Raw genomic sequence first — 18674 nt, 5'->3', positions numbered from 1 at the left:
TCATCGGTGCATGCCCTCGGAACCACGTGACACGGACACCCGCCGACGCGTCGTCGACGCCGCCATCGCCCTGCTGGAGCGCGACGGACGGGACGCCGTCACCACGCGCGCGGTGGCCGTCGCCGCGGGACTCCAGCCCCCGGCCATCTACCGGCTGTTCGGCGACAAGGAGGGGCTGCTGGAGGCGGTGGCCGAGCACGGCTTCGCCACTTTCCTCGCGAGCAAGAAGGTCGACCCCGACCCCGAGGACCCGATCCAGGACCTGCGGGACAGCTGGGACCTGGCGGTCCGGTTCGGCCTGGAGAACCCCGCGCTGTACTCCCTGATGTACGGCGACGTCTCGCGCCGGGACTCGCCCGCCTTCCGGACCGGTCTCGAGATCCTCCGCGGCCGGGTACGGCGGCTGGCCGTCGCCGGGCTGTTGCGCGTCGGCGAGACGCTCGCGGCCGACGTCATCCACGCCACGGCCCGCGGCGCCGTCCTCACCTGGCTGTCCATGCCGGAGTCCGACCGCGACCCGGCGCTGCTCGGCACGCTGAGGGAGGCGATGGTCACGGCGATCACCACGGAGGAGCCTGCGGTGCGCGCCGCGGGGCCGGCCGGGGCGGCGCGGGCGCTACGCGCCGGGCTTCCCGAGCAGACGGTGCTCAGTGGGGCGGAGCGGCAGTTGCTGGGGGAGTGGTTGGATCGGTTGGCCGAGGAGGGGTGACCCCCGGGGGTTCTTCGGGTGCGGCGCCGTAGGGGCTGGTCGCGCAGTTCCTCCCCCAGCCTCCGGCCGGGGGGACCCCCAGCGCACCTAACGGGGGGGCTGGCTGAGCGGTGTTGACTACTTGGCGTACAGGCTTTCTATCTCTGGTGCGAAGTCCTTCATGATCGTGTCGCGGCGGAGCTTCATCGACGGGGTCAGGTGGCCCGCCTCCTCGGTGAAGTCGACGGGGAGCACGGTGAAGCGGCGGATGGACTCGGGGCGGGAGACGAGTTTGTTGGCCTCGTCGACGGCCCGTTGCAGGACGGCGCGCAACTCGGCGTCGTCCAGGAGGAGTTCCGGCGGCACCGGGTGCTTGCCGTTCATCTGCCGCCAGTGGGTGAGGCCGTCCCGGTCCAGGGTGATCAGCGCGCTGACGTAGGGCAGTCCGTCGCCGACCAGCATCACCTGGGAGATCAGGGGGTGCGAGCGCAGCCAGTTCTCCAGTGGTGCGGGGGCCACCGACTTGCCGCCGGCGGTGATGAGCATCTCCTTCTTGCGGCCGGTGATGGTGAGGTAGCCCTCGTCGTCGAGTTCGCCGATGTCGCCGGTGGCCAGCCAGCCGTCCCGGGTGGCGGGGACGACCCCGCCGGCCGCCGGGTCCCAGTAGCCGCGCAGGACGTGGTCACCCGCGATCAGGATCTCCCCGTCGGCGGCTATCCGGACCTTGGTGCCGGGCATCGGCCAGCCGACCGTGCCCAGCCGGGGTTTGAGCGGTGGGGTGCAGGTGGCGGCGGCGGTGGTCTCGGTCAGGCCGTAGCCCTCGTAGATCTCGATGCCCGCGCCGGCGTAGAACGCGGCGAGGCGGCGGCCCAGCGGTGAGCCGCCGCAGATGATGTGGCGGACCCTGCCCCCCATGGCGGCGCGGATACGGCGGTAGACGAGCGGGTCGTAGAAGGCGCGGGCGGTCTTCAGGGCGCGGCCGGGGCCGCTGCCGGTGCCGGTCTGTCTGGCCTCCACTGCCTCGCCGTAGCGCTGGGCGATGCCGGTGGCGCGGTCGAAGACGGCTACCCGGCCGCCCGCCTCCGCCTTCGCCCGGGCGGTGTTGAAGACCTTCTCCAGCATGTACGGGATGGTGAGCAGGCAGGTCGGCCTGAAGGCGGCGAGGTCCGGGAGCAGGTCCTCGGCCTTGAGGCTGGAGGCGTGGCCGAGGCGGACCCGGGCGCGGACGCAGGCGATCGCCACCATCCGGCCGAAGACGTGGGACATGGGAAGGAAGAGGAGGATGGAGACCTCCTCGTCGTTGCGGGCCTTGAAGATCGGGTAGAGGAGTTCGATCGCGTTGTCGACCTCGGCGAAGAAGTTGCCGTGCGACAGGGCGCAGCCCTTGGGGCGACCGGTGGTGCCCGAGGTGTAGATGAGAGTGGCGAGGGTGTCGGGGCCGAGCATGCCCCGCCGGACACCGATCTCGGCGTCGTGGACGTGCCCGCCCGCCTCCGCGAGCCGGTCCACGTGCCCCTTGTCCATCACCCACAGGTGCCGCAGGTCGGGCAGCCGGTCGAGTTCCGGGCCGAGCGCGGCGGCCTGCGCGCTCGTCTCGGTGACCAGGGCGACCGCGCCGGAGTCGTGCAGGATCCAGCGGGTCTGGAAGACGGAGGAGGTCGGGTAGATCGGGACGGTGACCAGGCCGGCCGCCCAGGCGCCGAAGTCGAGCAGGGTCCACTCGTACGTCGTCCGGGCCATGACCGCGATCCGGTCGCCCGGCATCAGGCCCTCCGCGATCAGCCCCTTCGCCACCGCCAGCACCTGTGCGGCGAACTGAGCCGCCGTCACGTTCTCCCAGCGCCCGTCCTCGGGGTCGGTCTTGCGGCTGAGCACCACCGCGTCCGGCTCCCGCTCGGCGTTCTCGAACGGCAGGTCGGCGAGCGAGCCGTGCCGTATCGGCGGTGCGAACGGCGGTACGTACGCCTCCCGCACGGCTCCGTCCAGCCGCTGGACGTGCGGCTCGACCAGGATCGGCTTCCCGTCGTAGTCCGTGGCGTTGACGGTGACGCCGGAGGAGACCGGGGCGGCGTTCTGGAAGGAGGAAGTGGACACGGGGCGGCTCCTCGGGCGTGCAGCGGTGAACTGCTTGCTGCATCACGTACGTGCCTCATGCGGCGAGGCGTTCACCGGGGCCGGACCTCCGAAAGGGGTTACCGGCGGTTGGACGGAGAGCGTACGGCTCCGCTGTGGCGGCGTTGTGAGGTTTCCGGGATGGTACGGGGCCAAGCCTGTGCAATCCCGGAGGTTACGTGAGGGTCTCTCACATCAGCCCCTCACCGACCGGGTCACGGTCGTTCCAGGACGGCCGTCACCCCCTGACCGCCCGCCGCGCAGACGGAGATCAGCCCCCGTCCCGGACTCTCCCGCTCGGCGAGCGCCTTGGCAAGGGTCGCGACGATCCGGGCCCCGGTGGCGGCGAACGGGTGCCCGGTGGCCAGCGACGAGCCGTTGACGTTCAGCCGGTCCCGGTCGACGGCCGGCAGTCCCCGTTTCTCCCAGGCGGCGAGGGTGGCCAGCACCTGAGAGGCGAACGCCTCGTGGATCTCGATCAGGTCGAAGTCGGCCGCGAGGTCGAGGCCCGCCTGCTCCAGCATGCGCGGCACCGCGTACGCGGGCGCCATCAGCAGCCCGTCCTCGCCGCCCGCGACGTCGCCGTGCACGAAGTCGACCGCGGCGGTCTCGTAGGCCGTCAGGTACGCGAGCGGCCGCAGGCCGCGCTCGGCCGCCCAGTCGTCGGAGGCCAGCAGCACGAGCGCGGCGCCGTCGGTGAGCGGGGTCGAGTTGCCGGCCGTCATCGTCGGGTCGGGGTCCGCGGTGCCGAACACCGGCTTGAGGCGCGCGAGTTGCTCCACGGTGGAGTCCGGGCGCAGGTTCTGGTCCCGCGTCAGGCCGCGGAACGGGACCACCAGGTCGTCGAAGAAGCCGCGTTCGTACGCGGCCGCCAGCCGCTGGTGACTGGCGGCCGCCAGTTCGTCCTGCGCCCGCCGCTCGATCCCCCAGGCCCGTGCGGTCACCGCCGCGTGCTCGCCCATCGAAAGACCGGTGCGCGGCTCGGCGTTGCGCGGGATGTCGGGGACGAGGTGACCGGGCCGGATCCTGGCGAGGGCCGCGAGCCGGCCGCCGAGGGACTTCGCCCGGCGGGCTTCGAGCAGGATCCGGCGCAGCGCGTCGTTGACGCCGAGGGGCACGTCGCTCGCCGTGTCCGCGCCGCCCGCCACGGCCGACTCCGTCTGCCCGAGGGCGATCTTGTTGGCGGCGGCGACGATCGCCTGCAGCCCGGTGCCGCAGGCCTGCTGGATGTCGTAGGCCGGGGTGCGCGGGTCCAGCTTCGAGCCGAGGACGGTCTCGCGGGCGAGGTTGAAGTCCCGGCTGTGCTTGAGCACCGCTCCGGCGACGAACTCCCCCACCGCGCGCGGCTGTTCCAGCCGGAAGCGGTCGGCGAGTCCGTCCAGGGCCGCGGTCAGCATCTGCTGGTCGGAGGCGGTGGCGTACGGGCCGTCGGAGCGGGCGAAGGGGATCCGGCTGCCGCCGATCACCGCGACCCGGCGAGGGAACCTCACAGCACTCATCTCGACCTCTTCATCCCCGGTGACATAGGATTACCTCCGGTAACCTTACTCCAGAGTAAGCACATGGGGGCTGGGCATGGCAGACCGTTATCTGAGCTTCGCCGGATCCGCGCCCGGCCGCTTCCTCACCCGGCGGCTCGGGCTGCCGCAACCGGCCGAGCTGATCCGCTGGTCCCCCGAACACCCCGGCTTCACCGGAGAGTTGCTGCAACTGACCGCGGGCAAGCCGGATCTGGACGCGGAACTGGCCCCGGTGCTGGCCCGCACCGGCCTGCGGCCCGGCGCCGACTCCCCCGTCGCCGTCGTCCTCGACGCCACCGGTGTACGGGACGTCGAAGCGCTCGGCGAGGTGCACGCGGCCCTGCACCCCGTCGTGCGGTCGGTCGCCGCGAGCGGCCGCATCGTCGTGCTCGGCGCCCCGCTCGACCCCACGGACCACCACCAGTACGCGGCGCAGCAGGCGCTGGAGGGGTTCGTCCGGTCCCTGGCCAAGGAGGCGGGGCGGGGCAGGACCGTCAACCTCGTCCGGCTCGCCGGGGACGCCCGGTCCGCCGAGTCCACCCTGCGGTTCCTGCTCTCCCCGCGGTCGGCGTACGTCAGCGGACAGGTGATCGAGGTCGGCGCGGGCCCCTTCGCCGTACCGGACGACTGGGAACGGCCGCTCGCCGGGCGGACCGCGCTGGTCACCGGGGCCGCCCGCGGGATCGGCGCGGCCGTCGCCGAGACGCTGGCACGGGACGGGGCGCGGGTGGTCGTCCTCGACGTACCGGCGGCCGGGGCGCAGGCCCACGCGGTCGCCGAGCGGCTCGGCGGCCAGGCGCTCACCCTCGACGTCACCGAGGCGGACGCGGGGGCGCGGATCGCCGACGCGCTGCCGGCGGGGCTCGACGTCCTCGTCCACAACGCGGGGATCACCCGGGACCGGCGGCTGGTCAACATGCCGGCCGAGCGGTGGGGTCCGGTGCTCGACGTGAACCTGGGGAGCGTGCTGCGCGCGACGGACGCACTGCTGGAGCGGGGGGCGGTCAACGCCGGCGGGCGGATCGTGGGCACCGCGTCCATCGCCGGGATCGCCGGCAACGCGGGGCAGACGAACTACGGCGCGAGCAAGGCGGGGATCGTCGGGCTGGTGCGGGGGCTCGCGCCGCGGGCGCTCGCCGAGTACGGGGTGACGGTGAACGCCGTCGCGCCCGGGTTCATCGAGACCAGGATGACCGCTTCGATCCCGCTGTTCATCCGGGAGGCGGGGCGGCGGATGAACTCGCTGGGCCAGGGCGGGACGCCGGGGGACGTGGCGGAGACGGTGGGGTGGCTGGCGCAGCCGGGATCGGGCGCGGTCAACGGGCAGATCGTGCGGGTCTGCGGGCAGAGCCTGCTGGGCGCGTAGCGGAAAGGCGAACCCCGTGACAGTCCTGACCGACCCGCCCGCCCTCGGGCCCCTGTTCGTGCGAGGGGCGTTGCTGTCGCCCTTCAAGAGGCCCGCTTCCGACGCGGCGTTCCCCCACACCCCGCTCGTGCTCCCCGGGCTGCGCCCCGACCTGTCGAGGCTCGCCGCCTACGAGCGCGTCTGCGGGTTCGCCACCGGGGCCGAGGGGCTGCCCGTCACCTACCCCCATGTCCTCGGGTTCCCGCTGGCCATGAAGCTGATGAGCGCCCGGGACTTCCCGCTCCCGCTGCTCGGGCTCGTGCACACGTCCATCGAGATCTCCCGGCACGCGGAGCTGCCCGCGGACGCGGTCTACGAGGTCGCCGTCCGCGTCGAGGGGCTGGGCCCGCACCGGCGTGGAACCGAGGCCGCCGTCGTGACCGAGATGCGGACCGGCCGGGCCGTCGTGTGGGAGTCGCGGAGCACCTACCTCGCGCGGCACCGGACGTCGTACGACGGTGCGGAACCGCGCGCGGCGCACGAGCCGCTGCCCGTCGTCGACGAGTGGCGGATCGCCGGCGACGTCGGGCGGCGGTACGGGGCCGCCTCCGGGGACCGCAACCCCATCCACCTCTCCGCGCCCACCGCCCGGCTCTTCGGCTTCCCCCGCGCCATCGCGCACGGCATGTGGACGGTCGCCCGCTGCCTCGCCGCCCACGGGGTGCCCGAACGAGCCCGGGTGACGGCGGAGTTCCGGGCACCGGTACCGCTCCCGGCGACGGTGCTGTACACGGCGGACGGCACCGGCCGCTTCGAACTGCGCGGCCCGGACCGGGACCGGGTGCACGTCCGGGGCCGGGTCTCCTCGTGGGACGCCTGAGCGGGAGGGCTGTGCGGGGTCCCGGGCCGGTGACCGGAAGGGATCGCGGCGGTGCGGATGTCGGCCCCGCGCAGGAGCAGGGACAGGCGCCCCGGTAGCCGGCGTGGGCGGTCAGCGGAGCGTTTCCGGGCGGTGGCCGGCCGGGGCGGACGCCGTCGGGTGGGGCGGGGACCAGGGGCGCCCCTCCATCAGGTCGCCCAGGCCCGCCCAGGCGAAGTTCATCAGGGTCGTGGCGGCCTGCTTGGCGGTCACCCCCGGCGTGGCGTTGGCCCAGGCGGCGAGGGACTCGGCAGCGCCGACCAGGGCTTCGGCGAGGCCCGCCACCTCCCCCTCCGCGAGGTCGGGGTCGATGGGGGTCCCCCCGCACGAGCATGTTCGAGAGTGGGGGAGCGCCTGCCGGGCGGCGACGGCGATGAGCTGGGTCACGAACGCGACGAGTTCCTCGCGCATCGCCGCCACCACGGAGGCGAACCGCTCGCCGTGCGTACGGGCCTGGATGTGCAGCACCGACCAGCCGTCGGGGTGGGCGGCGGTGTGCGCGAAGAACGCCTGGAGCCCGTCCCAGAGCTGGCGGTCGGCGGGCAGCTCCCGGCGGACGCCGGTGCGGACCGCCTCGGTCAGCGCGTCGGCCTCACGGCGGATGCACGCCGTGAACAGGTCTTCCTTGGAGTTGAGGTAGAGGTAGACCAACGGCTTGGAGACCCCGGCGAGTTCGGCGATCTCGTCCATGGACGCGGCCATGTAGCCGCGCTGTCCGAAGGTCCGCACGGCGGCGTCGAGCATCTGCTGCTCACGCACCGCCCGCGGCATCCGCTTGGTCTTCACGGCACCCATGGGCCAAAGCCTAGTTGCGACCCGGGGGTTGGGAGCCGCCCGTGCGGTTCAGGAGGTCTGGCTCCGGGCCGGGGCGGCGGCCTCGTCGGCCACGTCGTCCTCCTGGCTGCGGTTGGCCTCGATGTTGGCCTTCATCCGGTCGACCCGCTGCGAGACCTGCACCGACGCACGGTCCCGCTCCTTGCGCAGCACGACGAAACTGATCGGCGCCGACAGGACGAGGGACAGCAGCAGGATCCACAGCGGGTTGGAGTCGCCGAATCCACGGGGGAACGCACCGGCGTAGACGAGGCCCCAGACGACGAGGAGGCAGCCCGCGAAGATACCGAGGCGCATCAGCGTGTAGCGGAGCATCTCAATCCAGTCTTCCGACGACGAAAAGGGGCACCGTCCAGTGAAGCACGGCGCGGGGCCGATCTTGCAGTGGGGTCTTGCAGTGGGGTGGGTCAGGCCAGGGGGAGCAGCATGGTGATGTCGTCACGGTCGTCGCCGGGGGCGACCCGGATCGCGCCGGGGACCCGGCCGACCTCCTGGTATCCGCAGGAGCCGTAGAAGCCTTCCAGGCCGTGGCCGCCGCGGCAGGTGAGCCGTATCGCGGTCGTGCCGTCGAATCCCCGGGCCGCGTCGGCGGCCGCGGCGAGCAGGTCCCGGCCGTGGCCCTGGCCCTGGTGCTTGGGGTGCACCATCACCGTGTACAGCCACACCCAGTGCTTCATCAGACGGTGGGTGTTGAAGGCGAAGAAGGCGGTGGCGGCGACGGTGCCGGACTCGTCGTGGCCGACGAGGAGCCGGTGGCGGCCCTCGGCCATGGCGACGAAGTGCCGGACCAGTTCCGGACGGATGTCCTCCGGGGGCACCGGGGCGACGAAGCCGACGGCTCCGCCCGCGTTGGACACCTCCGTCCACAGGTCGAGGATGCCGTCCCGCAGGGCGGGGGTGATGTCGGGGTCGAGAGTGAAGGTAAGAGGCACTCCGGCAGTGTAGCCATTACCGGGCGCTAGGACGACAGGGTTCGCGCGGCGACTTCGAGATCGGCGACGAGGCCCCGGTGGGCCCCCGCGCGATCGTCCGACCGCAGGACGGAGGACGGGTGGACGGTGGGGAGGATGCGCTCGGGGCGGCCGTGTATCTCCCTTTCCAGCACGGTCCCGCGCACCTCGCCGACCCGGAACGACGACCCCAGCAGGACCTTTCCGGCGGTGGCGCCGAGCACGACGAGCAGCTCCGGGGCGACGACGGCCAGCTCCGCGGCGAGCCAGGGGACGCAGGCCGACATCTCGCGGAGGGTGGGGGCCCGGTGGATGCGGCGCTTACGGGTCCGGACCGGGTGAACTTGAAGTGCTTGACGGCGTTGGTCACGTAGGTGTCGGCCGGGTCGAGGCCGACGTCCGCGAGAGCCCGGTCGAGGAGTTTCCCGGCCGGGCCGACGAAGGGCTCGCCATGCCGGCCCTCCTGGTCACCGGGTTGCCCGCCGACGAGCATGACCCGGGCGTGCGCCTTGCCCTTCCCGAAGACGGTCTGCGTGGCGTCCCGGTGCAGCGGGCACCCACGACAGCCGGCGGCGGCCCGCCGGAGCGCGGTGAGGCTCGGCGCCCGGCCGTCGGGGAGAAAGGGGGGCGCGGTGTACGCCTCCTCCGGGGCATCGGTGGTGGACATGGGGGCCGGGTACCCGCCGCGGGGGGGGTACGTGATTCGTCTCCGGGTGCGAGTGAGTGGGGGTCGCTCGCGCAGTTCCCCGCGCCCCTTCTTCTAGGGGCGCGGGGAACTGCGCGACAAGCCCCCACGCTCCCGCACCCGAAAGCGCACCGTCGGTCCGCTCAGATCCGCATCGGCTGGGGGGACTCGCGGCGCGCGGGGTCCGGGCCGTCGTACTCGCGGATGATCTCGTAGCGCGTGTTGCGCTCCACCGGGCGGAAGCCCGCGTCGCGGATGAGGTCGAGGAGGTCCTCGCGGGTCAGCTTGTTCGGCGTGCCGTAGTTGTCCGCGTCGTGGGTGATCTTGTACTCGACCACCGAGCCGTCCATGTCGTCGGCCCCGTGCTGGAGCGCCAGCTGCGCCGTCTGCACGCCGTGCATCACCCAGAAGACCTTGACGTGCGGGACGTTGTCGAACAGCAGGCGCGACACCGCGAAGGTCTTCAACGCCTCCGCGCCCGTCGCCATCTGCGTGCGCGCCTGGAGCCGGTTGCGGACCTTGCCGTCCTTCATGTCCACGAAGTCGTGCTGGTAGCGCAGCGGGATGAAGACCTGGAAACCGCCGGTCTCGTCCTGGAGCTCACGCAGGCGCAGCACGTGGTCGACGCGGTGGCGGGGCTCCTCGATGTGCCCGTACAGCATGGTGCACGGGGTCTTCAGGCCCTTCTCGTGCGCCAGGCGGTGGATGCGCGACCAGTCCTCCCAGTGGGTGCGGTGGTCCACGATGTGCTGACGGACCTCCCAGTCGAAGATCTCGGCACCGCCGCCGGTCAGGGACTCCAGACCCGCGTCGATCAGCTCGTCGAGGATCTCGGAGGCGGACAGCCCGGAGATCGTCTCGAAGTGGTGGATCTCCGTGGCCGTGAACGCCTTCAGCGAGACGTTCGGCAGCGCCGCCTTCAGTTCCCTGAGCGAGCGCGGGTAGTAACGCCACGGCAGGTTCGGGTGCAGGCCGTTCACGATGTGGAGCTCGGTGAGGTTCTCGCCCTCCATCGCCTTCGCGAGCTTCACCGCCTCCTCGATGCGCATCGTGTACGCGTCCTTCTCGCCCGGCTTGCGCTGGAACGAGCAGTACGCGCAGGACGCCGTGCACACGTTCGTCATGTTGAGGTGGCGGTTGACGTTGAAGTGGACGACGTCACCGTTCTTGCGGGTGCGCACCTCGTGGGCGAGGCCGCCCAGCCAGGCCAGGTCGTCCGACTCGTACAGCGCGATGCCGTCCTCGCGGGTCAGCCGCTCACCGGCCCTGACCTTCTCCTCCAGCTCACGCTTGAGCCCGACGTCCATTCCCACACCTTTCTCGGAAGACTCCCCGGAAGACTCCCGGAAGACTCTGACAACCGTACGGCTAGACCTCTTCGGGCAGTTCCCCGACCCGGTTCTCCCACTTCGTGGACAGCACGATCGTGGTACGGGTCCGGGACACGCCCTTGGTGCCGGACAACCGCCGGATGGTCTTCTCCAGACCGTCGACGTCCGTCGACCGCACCTTGAGCATGAACGAGTCGTCGCCTGCGATGAACCAGCAGTCCTCGATCTCCGGCAGGTCCCGCAGCCGCTGGGCCACGTCCTCGTGGTCGGCCGCGTCGGAGAGGGAGATGCCGATCAGCGCGATCACGCCGAGCCCGAGCGAGGCCGCGTTCACGGTCGCCCGGTAGCCGGTGATGACCCCGGCCGCCTCCAGCCGGTTGATGCGGTCGGTGACGCTGGGTCCCGACAGTCCGACGAGACGGCCCAGCTCAGCGTACGAGGCCCGGCCGTTCTCCCTCAGGGCCTGGATGAGCTGCCTGTCCACGGCGTCCATGCGATCGAAGCCTTCCGCTGAAAGTTCCGGAGTGGATGAGAGATGGTGTTGAGGTACCGCTACTTGTCCGCGCCGCCGCCGAGGTCGCCCTGCCAGCGGCGGTAGAGCCGGTGTCCGACGCCCGCGGCGTCCAGGACGCGTCCGGCGACGAAGTCGACCAGGTCCTGGATGTGGGTGGCGCCCGCGTAGAAGGCCGGCGAGGCGGGGAGGACGACCGCCCCCAGGTCGTCCAGGGTGACGAGGTGGCGCAGGGTCTGACCGCCCAGGGGTGTCTCGCGGACGGCCACGACGAGCGGGCGGCGCTCCTTGAGGGTGACGGAGGCCGTCCGCTGGAGCAGGTCCTTGGAGAGCCCGAGGGCGACCCCGGCGACGGCGGCGGTGGACGCCGGCACGATCAGCATGCCCTTGGCCGGGTACGACCCCGAGGACGGCCCGGCGGCCAGGTCGCCGGCGCTCCAGTACCGCACCCGCGTCAGGTCCGTCTCGAAGGTGCCCGGCTTGCCGTCGGCGCCCCGCGCCAGCCACTCCCCCAGGTCCTGGCGCCAGTGCGCGTCCCGGAAGGAGATGCCGGTCTCGTCCAGCAGCGTGAGCCGTGAGGCCCGGCTGACCACCAGGTCGACGCTCTCCCCCGCGTCCAGCAGGCCGCGCAGCACGGCGGCGGCATAGGGCGTACCGGACGCCCCGGACACCCCCACGATCCAAGGCACGCGCTGCGTTTCTCCTGCGTTCACACCTTGAGCGTACCGGCGTGCCGACCGAGGCTCAGGCGGGGTGGGGCGCCTTCGGGTCGACGGGGAGGTGCGAGGTGGGCAGGGTGAGCTTGCCGAGCGACGAGACGACGGTCAGCTCGGGGCCGTAGCGGATGGTGTCCCGGCCGAGGTAGCCCTCGGCGGTGGGATTCCACATCGTGACGAGGTGCCCCTTGAGCGGGTCCAGTACCAGGTAGTTCGCGATGCCGCGCGAGGCGTACCAACGAGGCTTCACCTCGTAGTCACGCCGAATGCTCTCCGGGGCGACGACCTCCGCGACGAGCTCGATGAGATCCGGCGTGTAGGAGCTGGAGTTCTCGGCCTCCGCCTCGGCGGGGATGACCGCGATGTCCGGACAGAACTCGTGCGCGTCGTCGAACGGGAACGCCACATCGCTCACCACGACCCACCCCGGCGGCAGCTGCTCCTCGACGATGGACCACAGACGCTGGATCGTCCTTCCGTGGAACGGCCTGACCGGGTTCATCACGATGCTGCCCTCGACAATCTCCACCACATAGCCGGGGAACATGTCCTCCAGCTTGCTGAGCTGCGAGTGCAGGCGGTCGATGCCCGAGACGGTCATGCTGGCCTCCCTGGGGTCCTGCCCTCGATGGTAGGCCGCACCGTATTCAGACGCTGAGACCCCGGACGAGGAGATCCAGCAAGGCGCACACGAACAGGGCAATGCCGATGAAGCCGTTGACGCTGAAGAAGGCGCGGTTGAGGCGGGAGAGGTCGTGCGGGCGGACGATGGAGTGCTCGTAGAGGAAGGCACCGGCCACGATCACCAGGCCCAGCCAGAAGAACGCGCCGGCGCCGGTGACGACCGCGTACCAGACGAACAGGCCGGTGGTCACCGCGTGGCAGACCCGGGCGCCCCGGATGGCCGCCGGGATGCCGAAGCGGGCCGGGACCGACATGACGCCGATCTCGCGGTCGGTCTCGACGTCCTGGCAGGCGTAGATCAGGTCGAAGCCGCCGATCCAGACGCCCACGGCGAGGCCCAGGATCACCGCGTCCCAGGACCACTCGCCGGTCACCGCTAGCCAGCCGCCGATCGGGCCCATGGCCTGGGCGAGGCCGAGGATGGCCTGCGGGAAGTTCGTGAACCGCTTGCCGTAGGGGTAGACGACCATCGGGATCACGGCGACCGGCGCGAGCGCCAGGCACAGGGGGTTGAGCAGGGCCGCCGAGCCGAGGAAGACCGCCACCGCGATCAGCGCGCCGGTCCAGGCGTGCTTCACGCTCATCGCACCGGTGACCAGCTCGCGGTGTGCGGTGCGCGGGTTCCGGGCATCGATCTCGCGGTCGATGATCCGGTTGACCGCCATCGCGAACGTCCGCAGGCCGACCATGCAGATGGTGACCAGGAGCAGCCGGCCCCAGTGGATGTTCCGGTCCAGCTCGAACATCGCGGTCAGCGTGGCGATGTACGCGAAGGGCAGCGCGAAGACCGAGTGCTCGATCATCACCAGGCGGAGGAACGCCTTGGTGCGTCCCGGCTGCGGGAGTGCTGCGGAGGCGGAGCTCACAGGCCGTACTCCTTCCAGCGGCGGTCGACCTTCGCCGCCGTGTCCGGGTCCGAAAGGACCATGTCCGGCCAGCCGCCGTCCCTGGTGTAGCCCTCCTCGGGCCATTTCCTCGTCGCGTCGATACCCGCCTTGCCGCCCCAGAACTGCTGGTAGGAGGCGTGGTCGAGGTGGTCGACCGGGCCTTCGACGACGGTGAGGTCGCGCGCGTAGTCGGTGTTGCCGAGGGCCCGCCAGGCGACCTCGTGCAGGTCGTGGACGTCGCAGTCGGAGTCGACGACCACGATCAGCTTGGTGAGGGACATCATGTGCGCCCCCCAGACCGCGTGCATGACCTTCTGCGCGTGCTTCGGGTACTTCTTGTCGATCGAGACGATCGCGCAGTTGTGGAAGCCGCCGGACTCGGGGAGGTGGTAGTCCACGATGTCCGGGACGATGATCTTCAGGAGGGGGAGGAAGAAGCGCTCCGTGGCGCGGCCGAGCGGGCCGTCCTCCGTCGGGGGGCGGCCGACGACGATCGACTGGAGCAGGGGGCGGCGGCGCATCGTCACGCAGTCGATGGTCAGCGCCGGGAAGGGTTCCTGCGGGGTGTAGAAGCCGGTGTGGTCGCCGAAGGGGCCCTCCGGCAGCATCTCGCCCGGTTCCAGCCAGCCCTCCAGGACGACCTCCGCCTGCGCCGGGACCTGGAGCGGGACGGTCTTGCAGTCGACCATCTCGATCCGCTTGCCCGCGATGAACCCGGCGAACAGGTACTCGTCGATGTCGCCGGGCAGGGGTGCGGTGGAGGCGTAGGTCACGGCGGGCGGGCAGCCGAAGGCGATCGCGACCGGCAGGCGCTCGCCGCGCCGCGCCGCCACCTGGTAGTGGTTGCGGCTGTCCTTGTGGATCTGCCAGTGCATGCCGATGGTGCGCCGGTCGTGGCGCTGGAGGCGGTACAGACCCAGGTTCCGGATCCCGCTCTCCGGGTCCTTGGTGTGGGTGAGCCCGAGGTTGAAGAAGGAGCCGCCGTCCTGCGGCCAGGTGAACAGGGCCGGCAGCTGGTCCAGGTCCACCTCGTCGCCCTTCAGGACGACCTCCTGCACGGGCGCGCTGTCGGACTTCACCTTCTTCGGCGGTACGTGCGCCATCGCGCCGAGCTTTCCGAACGCCTCCCGCACCCCGACGAAGCCGTGCGGGAGTTCGGGGCGCAGCAGCCCGCCGATCTTCTCGGAGATCTCGCCGTACGACTTCAGGCCGAGGGCCTTCAGCAGCCTGCGGTCGGTGCCGAAGACGTTCATCGCCAGCGGCATGGCGGAGCCGCGGACGTTCTCGAAGAGGAGTGCCGGGCCGCCGGCCTTCTGGACCCGGTCGACGATCTCCCCGACCTCCAGGTACGGGTCGACCTCGGCCTTGACACGCTTGAGGTCTCCCTCGCGCTCCAGTGCCCGGAGCAGGGAGCGAAGATCGTCGTAAGCCATGTGTCCCAGTATCGGCCACCCGGGGTGCGGACCCGGTCACCGCCCCCTGCGATACTCGTCGGCTGTGACAGTCCGCCGCTGGTTACCGCTGCTCGCCCTGCTGATCGCCGTCCCGTCGGCCGGGTGCTCGCCCCCGCGGGAGTCCGGCGCCTCGCCCGTCTCCCCGCTGGTCCGGGTGGCGGCCGCCGACCGGCAGACCGCCCCCGACCTCACGGGCGACGACCTGGACGGCCGCCCGGTCCGGCTCGCCGACTACCGGGGCGAGGTCGTCGTGCTGAACGTCTGGGCGTCCTGGTGCGGTCCCTGCCGGGCCGAGGCGCCCGAACTGTCGCAGGCGCAGCGGGAGCTGGCGGCCGAGGGCGTCCAGGTGCTCGGCGTGAACATGGACGCCCGGCGGGAGAAGGGGCGGGCGTTCCAGGAGGAGCACCGGCTGTCCTACCCGAGCCTGCACGACCCCGCGAGCCGTCAGCTGCTCCGCCTGCCGAGGGGGTACAAGGCGCAGGCGCTGCCGTACACCCTCTTCGTGGACCGCGACGGAAAGATCGCCGCGCGGTACCTGAGCCCGCTCACCGCGGCCGACGTCCGGACGGTCATCAGGCCGCTGCTCGCCGGGAGGCACTGAGCCGGGGGGCACCCGCTACCCTGGCCGCCATGCTCAGGTATCTGCCTTTCCTGCTGGTCCTCGCGCTGTGGATCTACGCCTTCGTGGACTGCCTGAACACCCCCGAGGACGAGGTGCGGGTGCTGCCGAAACTGGCCTGGGTGGTGGTCATCCTGGTCTTCGGGGAGGTCCTGGTCGGCCCGGTGGCCTGGCTCGTCGCGGGAAAGACACGGCAGCCCCGCGAGCGGTGGGTCGCGCCGGACGACAACCCGGAGTTCCTGAAGTCCCTGAAGCCGGACGATCCGCACACGGACTGAAAGGGCCGTGCCCTCCCTCTAACAGGGGCTCTCCGGCAGGTGTTCCTTCGCCCACTCGCCGAGTTCCCTGAGGGAGGGTTCGAGGGCCGCGCCGGCAGGGGTCAGGCGGTAGGCGACGCGCAGCGGCGGCCCCTCGTCGACCTCGCGCAGGACGAGCCCCGCGGCGCCGAGTTCGGCCAGGCGGTCGGAGAGCATGCGTTCGCTGATGCCGGGGATGGCGCGGCGCAGGCTGGCGAAGTAGGCCGGCCGGTCCATCAGGACGGACAGGATCGGGCCGTTCCAGCGCTTGCCGAGCACCTGGAAGACGCGCGTGATGCCGACGTCCACACCTTGGCACCGCTCCGGGTCATGGGCCTGCTCCACCGACATGGCATCAGGGTACAGCCCCACCATGGGATTGAGCTGAGAAAAAGTAAGTACCTGTGCTATCTATAGTTCAGTACTAATCCTCAGCCTCCGCGGCCCCGTGTCGGGCTGCTGTCCTGTGTGTCTGGAGTGCCCCATGGCCACCCTTCTCCACATCGACTCCTCTCTCCTCCCCGGCGAGATGTCCGCCTCCCGCGCCGTCACGAAGGCGTTCCGCGCGGCCTGGCAGGAGCAGCACCCCGACGGCACGGTGATCTACCGCGACCTGGCGGCGGACCCGGTGCCGCACATCACCGCGGCCACCCACCTCGCCGGTTTCACCGACCCCGCCACGCACTCCCCCGAGCAGGCCGAGGCCTTCGCGGCCCGCGTGCGGCTGATCGAGGAGCTGGAGCAGGCGGACGCGGTGCTCATCGGCGCCCCGATGTACAACTTCACGATCCCCTCGACGCTCAAGGCATGGCTGGACAACGTGGTGCTGTTCGGCCGCACGGGCGGCGAGAACCCGTCCGCGAAGGGCACCCCGGTCACCGTCGTGGCCAGCCGCGGCGGCTCGTACGCGCCGGGCACCCCGCGCGAGCCGTTCGAGTACGTGCAGAACTACCTGAGCGCGCTCCTCGGCGAAGCGCTCGGCCTGGACGTCGACTTCATCGTGCCCGAGCTGACCATGGCCCCGCAGAACCCGGCGATGGCCGAGCTGGTGCCGCTCTACGAGGCGTCCCGCGACCGCGCCCTCCAGGAGGCGGCCACCAAGGCGAAGAGCCTCGCGGAACGCCTGGCCGCGTAGGCACCGGGCTCCCGGCGCGGGGCCGTTGCACCGATCGGCCCAGCAGCGCATGCGGGTTCGGCGGTGGGCGGTTGTGATGGACGCGTTCCCATCCGACGCCCAGGAGGCAGTCATGCGCATCCGTTCCCTCGCCGTCACCGGCGCCGTCGCCGCGGCCCTCGCCCTCGGCGGTGCCACCGCCGCCTTCGCCGACAACGGCGCCGACGCCAGCGGCACCGCGTCCAGCAGCCCTGGCGTGCTCTCGGGCAACGTCGTCGAGGTCCCGGTCGACATCCCGGTCAACCTGTGCGGCGACAGCGTCGACGTGATCGGCCTGCTCAACCCGGCGGCCGGCAACACCTGCACCAACGGCTGACTCGGCCGCGGGCACCGCCAGAGGACTTCCGGAGGACGACGCGCCCTCCGGAACTTCTCTGTGCGTGCAGGTTGTACGCCGGTGAGCCGTCCGAAACGGACAGTGCGCCCCTGGGCCGCAGCGGGGGCGAACCCGACACTTACCTCGTATGACGACAGCTCCTGCCGGTTCCACCACCAGTATCGCCCCCGCGTACGGCGACCGGGTCATCGCCGTGGAGGCGGCGGGCTCGGAGCCGATCCCCGACGCCGAACGGCACGGCAGTCCCCTCCAGTTGCTGTGGACCTGGGCCTCTCCCAACATCGAGTTCGCGACCGTCTACATCGGCGTGATCGCGGTCCTCTTCTTCGGCCTCGACTTCTGGACGGCGACCGCCGCGATCCTGCTGGGCACCGCGCTCGGCGCCCTCACACAGGGCGTACTGTCGCTGGACGGCCCGCGGTTCGGCGTCCCGCAGATGGTGATCGGCCGCCTCTCCTTCGGCCGCCTCGGCAACATCCTGCCCGCCGCCGCCAACGGCCTGCTCGCGGGCGTCGGTTGGTTCGCGGTGAACAGCGTGAGCGCGGCCTTCGCCCTGAACACCCTGACCGGCCTGCGCCCGCTCCCCTCCCTCCTGCTCGTCGTGGTGGCGGAGATCCTGATCGGCTTCATCGGCCACAACTTCGTGCACACCTTCGAGAAGTACGCGTTCCCCGCGCTCGCGGTCGTCTTCCTGCTCGCCGGGGTGTGGACGTTCAAGGACGCCGACCTCGGCGGGGGCGGCTCCGGCGGCGGCATCGGCGGCTTCCTGCTCGCGTTCAGCGCCGCCTGGGGATACGCGGCCGGCTGGAACCCGTACGCCGCCGACTACGCGCGCTATCTGCCGCGCACGGCGAACAAGGTGCGGACCGTCCTGTGGCCGGCCGTCGGCCTGTTCGTGTCCGTCTCGGTCGTCGCCGTCATCGGCGCTGCCTCGGCCACCCTCGCAGCCCCGAAGGACGCCACCCCGACGGCGGCCTTCACCGGTCACCTGCCCGGCTGGCTGGGCGACCTGGTGCTGATCGCCATCATGCTCGGCGGGATCTCGGCGAACGCGCTCAACGTGTACTCCGGGGCGATCTCCATCGCATCCTTCGGCCTGCGGCTGCCCACCTGGCTCAGCCGCAGCGCGCTGGTCGTGGTGTCGGGCGTCGCCGGTACGGCGGCGGCCTGGGCCTCGCTGGACGACGCGGGCGCGGCGTACGAGGCGTTCCTGCTGGTCATCGCGTACTGGGTGGCGCCCTGGCTGGGCGTGGTGCTGGTGGAGCGGTGGTTCCGGCGCCGTACCGCGACCGACGAGGAGCAGGCCGCCCGGCTGACCGACCGCTCCTTCACCAACCGGCCGGGGCTCGCCTCCCTGCTGGCGGGCGTGGCGGTCTCCGTCCCGCTCTTCTCCAACCAGGAGGACTACGTGGGGTACGTCCCGGAGCACTGGCCGTCCTTCGGCGACATCACCCCCCTGGTCGGCTTCGCGGTGAGCGCCCTCCTGTACACGGCCCTGCACGCACGCACCCGGAACGCCTAGAAGGCCCATGAAGATCTTGGTGAGGGGCTGTCCGGCCGTCAGGCCGGACAGCCCCTGCGGCGGTCATGCACCGGCGGGTGCGAGGTGCCA

General features: G+C 71.6%; 20 protein-coding genes and 1 pseudogene. 8 read left to right on the top strand and 13 right to left on the bottom strand.

Going from position 1 to position 18674, the window contains the following annotated elements; genetic code table 11:
- Positions 1 to 10 precede the first annotated feature (10 nt).
- The gene (locus ACZ3KP_RS23125) at positions 11 to 709 is read left to right on the top strand and encodes a TetR/AcrR family transcriptional regulator (protein WP_467501556.1); all 699 of its coding nucleotides are present in this window, start codon (positions 11 to 13) and stop codon (positions 707 to 709) included.
- A 117-nt stretch (positions 710 to 826) separates the two neighbouring features.
- On the opposite strand, the gene ACZ3KP_RS23120 is transcribed toward ACZ3KP_RS23125, so the two are convergent.
- Together ACZ3KP_RS23120 and ACZ3KP_RS23115 are read right to left on the bottom strand one after the other, a co-directional pair.
- A complete protein-coding gene (locus ACZ3KP_RS23120) occupies positions 827 to 2701 on the bottom strand; it encodes an AMP-dependent synthetase/ligase (RefSeq protein WP_467501742.1) in 1875 nt (624 codons plus the stop codon).
- Between the two features lie 314 nt (positions 2702 to 3015).
- Positions 3016 to 4299, bottom strand: coding sequence for an acetyl-CoA C-acetyltransferase (locus tag ACZ3KP_RS23115; RefSeq protein ID WP_467501555.1), 1284 nt, complete (start codon positions 4297 to 4299; stop codon positions 3016 to 3018).
- 76 nt (positions 4300 to 4375) lie between these two features.
- On the opposite strand from ACZ3KP_RS23115, the gene ACZ3KP_RS23110 reads away from it, so the two are divergent.
- Positions 4376 to 5686 (top strand): 3-oxoacyl-ACP reductase, encoded by a 1311-nt coding sequence (locus ACZ3KP_RS23110; RefSeq protein ID WP_467501554.1) that lies wholly within the window; start codon positions 4376 to 4378, stop codon positions 5684 to 5686.
- A 16-nt stretch (positions 5687 to 5702) separates the two neighbouring features.
- The gene (locus ACZ3KP_RS23105; RefSeq protein ID WP_467501553.1) at positions 5703 to 6545 is read left to right on the top strand and encodes a MaoC/PaaZ C-terminal domain-containing protein; all 843 of its coding nucleotides are present in this window, start codon (positions 5703 to 5705) and stop codon (positions 6543 to 6545) included.
- 111 nt (positions 6546 to 6656) lie between these two features.
- On the opposite strand, the gene ACZ3KP_RS23100 is transcribed toward ACZ3KP_RS23105, so the two are convergent.
- From ACZ3KP_RS23100 to ACZ3KP_RS23055, 10 genes and pseudogenes are all read right to left on the bottom strand, one after another.
- Entirely contained in the window at positions 6657 to 7379 is a 723-nt protein-coding gene (locus tag ACZ3KP_RS23100) for a TetR/AcrR family transcriptional regulator (RefSeq protein ID WP_467501552.1), read from the bottom strand.
- A gap of 48 nt (positions 7380 to 7427) precedes the next feature.
- Positions 7428 to 7733: a DUF4229 domain-containing protein gene (locus ACZ3KP_RS23095; RefSeq protein WP_358981206.1), complete on the bottom strand. Its 306-nt coding sequence runs from the start codon at positions 7731 to 7733 to the stop codon at positions 7428 to 7430.
- 92 nt (positions 7734 to 7825) lie between these two features.
- A complete protein-coding gene (locus ACZ3KP_RS23090; protein ID WP_467501551.1) occupies positions 7826 to 8350 on the bottom strand; it encodes a GNAT family N-acetyltransferase in 525 nt (174 codons plus the stop codon).
- Between the two features lie 26 nt (positions 8351 to 8376).
- Positions 8377 to 9035 (bottom strand): annotated as a pseudogene (locus ACZ3KP_RS23085) (UdgX family uracil-DNA binding protein).
- A gap of 161 nt (positions 9036 to 9196) precedes the next feature.
- Entirely contained in the window at positions 9197 to 10360 is a 1164-nt protein-coding gene (gene mqnE / locus ACZ3KP_RS23080; RefSeq protein ID WP_467501550.1) for an aminofutalosine synthase MqnE, read from the bottom strand.
- Between the two features lie 61 nt (positions 10361 to 10421).
- Positions 10422 to 10877 carry an Lrp/AsnC family transcriptional regulator gene (locus tag ACZ3KP_RS23075; protein WP_073901832.1) on the bottom strand — a complete coding sequence of 152 codons (456 nt, stop codon included), beginning with the start codon at positions 10875 to 10877 and terminating at the stop codon, positions 10422 to 10424.
- 59 nt (positions 10878 to 10936) lie between these two features.
- Positions 10937 to 11584, bottom strand: coding sequence for a UbiX family flavin prenyltransferase (locus ACZ3KP_RS23070; protein ID WP_467501549.1), 648 nt, complete (start codon positions 11582 to 11584; stop codon positions 10937 to 10939).
- Between the two features lie 55 nt (positions 11585 to 11639).
- Positions 11640 to 12212, bottom strand: coding sequence for a Uma2 family endonuclease (locus tag ACZ3KP_RS23065; RefSeq protein ID WP_467501548.1), 573 nt, complete (start codon positions 12210 to 12212; stop codon positions 11640 to 11642).
- 46 nt (positions 12213 to 12258) lie between these two features.
- Positions 12259 to 13161 (bottom strand): menaquinone biosynthesis prenyltransferase MqnP, encoded by a 903-nt coding sequence (gene mqnP / locus ACZ3KP_RS23060; RefSeq protein ID WP_467501547.1) that lies wholly within the window; start codon positions 13159 to 13161, stop codon positions 12259 to 12261.
- Positions 13158 to 14615: a menaquinone biosynthesis decarboxylase gene (locus ACZ3KP_RS23055; RefSeq protein ID WP_360562864.1), complete on the bottom strand. Its 1458-nt coding sequence runs from the start codon at positions 14613 to 14615 to the stop codon at positions 13158 to 13160. The genes mqnP and ACZ3KP_RS23055 overlap by 4 nt, the downstream gene beginning before the upstream one ends.
- A 64-nt stretch (positions 14616 to 14679) precedes the next feature.
- Here ACZ3KP_RS23055 and ACZ3KP_RS23050 point away from each other — a divergent pair, with 64 nt between their 5' ends.
- Both ACZ3KP_RS23050 and ACZ3KP_RS23045 read left to right on the top strand, forming a co-directional pair.
- Complete coding sequence (locus ACZ3KP_RS23050) at positions 14680 to 15237, top strand: TlpA family protein disulfide reductase (RefSeq protein WP_467501546.1); 558 nt, start codon at positions 14680 to 14682, stop codon at positions 15235 to 15237.
- 29 nt (positions 15238 to 15266) lie between these two features.
- A complete protein-coding gene (locus tag ACZ3KP_RS23045; RefSeq protein ID WP_358981190.1) occupies positions 15267 to 15533 on the top strand; it encodes a PLD nuclease N-terminal domain-containing protein in 267 nt (88 codons plus the stop codon).
- A gap of 18 nt (positions 15534 to 15551) precedes the next feature.
- Here the strand turns inward: ACZ3KP_RS23045 and ACZ3KP_RS23040 are convergent, their stop codons facing one another.
- Positions 15552 to 15902 carry a winged helix-turn-helix transcriptional regulator gene (locus tag ACZ3KP_RS23040; protein ID WP_358981188.1) on the bottom strand — a complete coding sequence of 117 codons (351 nt, stop codon included), beginning with the start codon at positions 15900 to 15902 and terminating at the stop codon, positions 15552 to 15554.
- Between the two features lie 133 nt (positions 15903 to 16035).
- Here ACZ3KP_RS23040 and ACZ3KP_RS23035 point away from each other — a divergent pair, with 133 nt between their 5' ends.
- The 3 genes from ACZ3KP_RS23035 to ACZ3KP_RS23025 all read left to right on the top strand — a co-directional run bounded on the left by ACZ3KP_RS23035 (position 16036) and on the right by ACZ3KP_RS23025 (position 18584).
- On the top strand, positions 16036 to 16686 hold the full coding sequence (locus tag ACZ3KP_RS23035; RefSeq protein ID WP_358981186.1) for an FMN-dependent NADH-azoreductase: 651 nt from the start codon (positions 16036 to 16038) through the stop codon (positions 16684 to 16686).
- A 112-nt stretch (positions 16687 to 16798) separates the two neighbouring features.
- Positions 16799 to 17041, top strand: a complete 243-nt coding sequence (locus ACZ3KP_RS23030; RefSeq protein ID WP_467501545.1) for a chaplin — start codon at positions 16799 to 16801, stop codon at positions 17039 to 17041.
- Between the two features lie 148 nt (positions 17042 to 17189).
- On the top strand, positions 17190 to 18584 hold the full coding sequence (locus ACZ3KP_RS23025; RefSeq protein ID WP_467501544.1) for a purine-cytosine permease family protein: 1395 nt from the start codon (positions 17190 to 17192) through the stop codon (positions 18582 to 18584).
- Positions 18585 to 18674: the final 90 nt, after the last annotated feature.

The sequence above is a fragment of the Streptomyces sp. NPDC020958 genome, assembly GCF_055562175.1.
This window is presented reverse-complemented; position numbering and strand designations above follow the sequence as displayed.